The 890-nt window shown below is 34.6% G+C and carries 1 protein-coding gene; it reads left to right on the plus strand.

The features are described 5' to 3' along the window. The first annotated feature begins 167 nt into the window (after positions 1-167). Entirely contained in the window at positions 168-578 is a 411-nt protein-coding gene (locus LMU01S_RS10120; protein ID WP_056957982.1) for a hypothetical protein, read from the plus strand. Positions 579-890: the final 312 nt, after the last annotated feature.

An 890-nucleotide genomic window follows, 5' to 3' on the forward strand; every position in this document is an offset into this window, starting at 1 on the left:
CGCACAATGAGCGTTAGCGAATAACACACGCTTTGCGTGTGTGTAAGTGCGCCCTTAGATAAACTAAGGGATCTTCTTTTAATATTTACATTGTATCATTTTACATTTTTTATCCGCTATGATTTACTTTTTTATAACTAGATTTTATAGATTGGTGGTTGAATATTTTGGAAAATAATAGTATTAAAAAATCAGAGTCTAAGCTTAAAGAACTTGAAAAGAAAAAAGCAGCTTTGAATGAAAAAATCAAACTTGAACGTAATAAACTAAACGCTAAAAAAAGAAAGGAACGCACTAAGCGCTTGATTGAGAAAGGAGCAGTCCTTGAAAGTTTACAAGGTTCAAATGCCGAGAATTTAGCACCTGATCAAACTCTTGACTGGATTAGGCAAAATATTGCTTCCGAAAAGGAAAAAGGATTAGTAAGGCAATTAAAAGTTACTCAAGATGAACTTAAGTTCTTTAAGCGTACTGCTAAAAAATGGACTTTAACCAATGATGATGGTTCTAAAATAACCGTTACGGAATTTATCCATCAACAGTGGCTTTCAAAAAACAAGCAGGCTCCAAAAAACTAGATATGCTTTTAAATCCATTTTAAAGGGGGTTAGGGCGATTTAGAAAGCTCTTTAGTATAATTACACTAGATACCTTCTAAAATCTCTCTAACAGCATTTTAGGCACGAAAAAGAGGCATTCAGTTTGAATGCCCCAGCTTAGTAACGTTACAACAGTTTGTAGGTAATCAGCCTACAGTGCACTTAACGTTATCATCTTCGGATAGTCTTATTATAGCATTTTTAAGCGGTATGTTAAACTGTTTACGTGCACTTAACAGGCTTAATCACCCTGAATTGCACAGGAAGGAGGTTCCTTCCCTGATGAAATTC

Origin of the sequence: Ligilactobacillus murinus DSM 20452 = NBRC 14221 (assembly GCF_001591685.1) — a bacterium.
Classification (GTDB): Bacteria; Bacillota; Bacilli; order Lactobacillales; family Lactobacillaceae; genus Ligilactobacillus; species Ligilactobacillus murinus.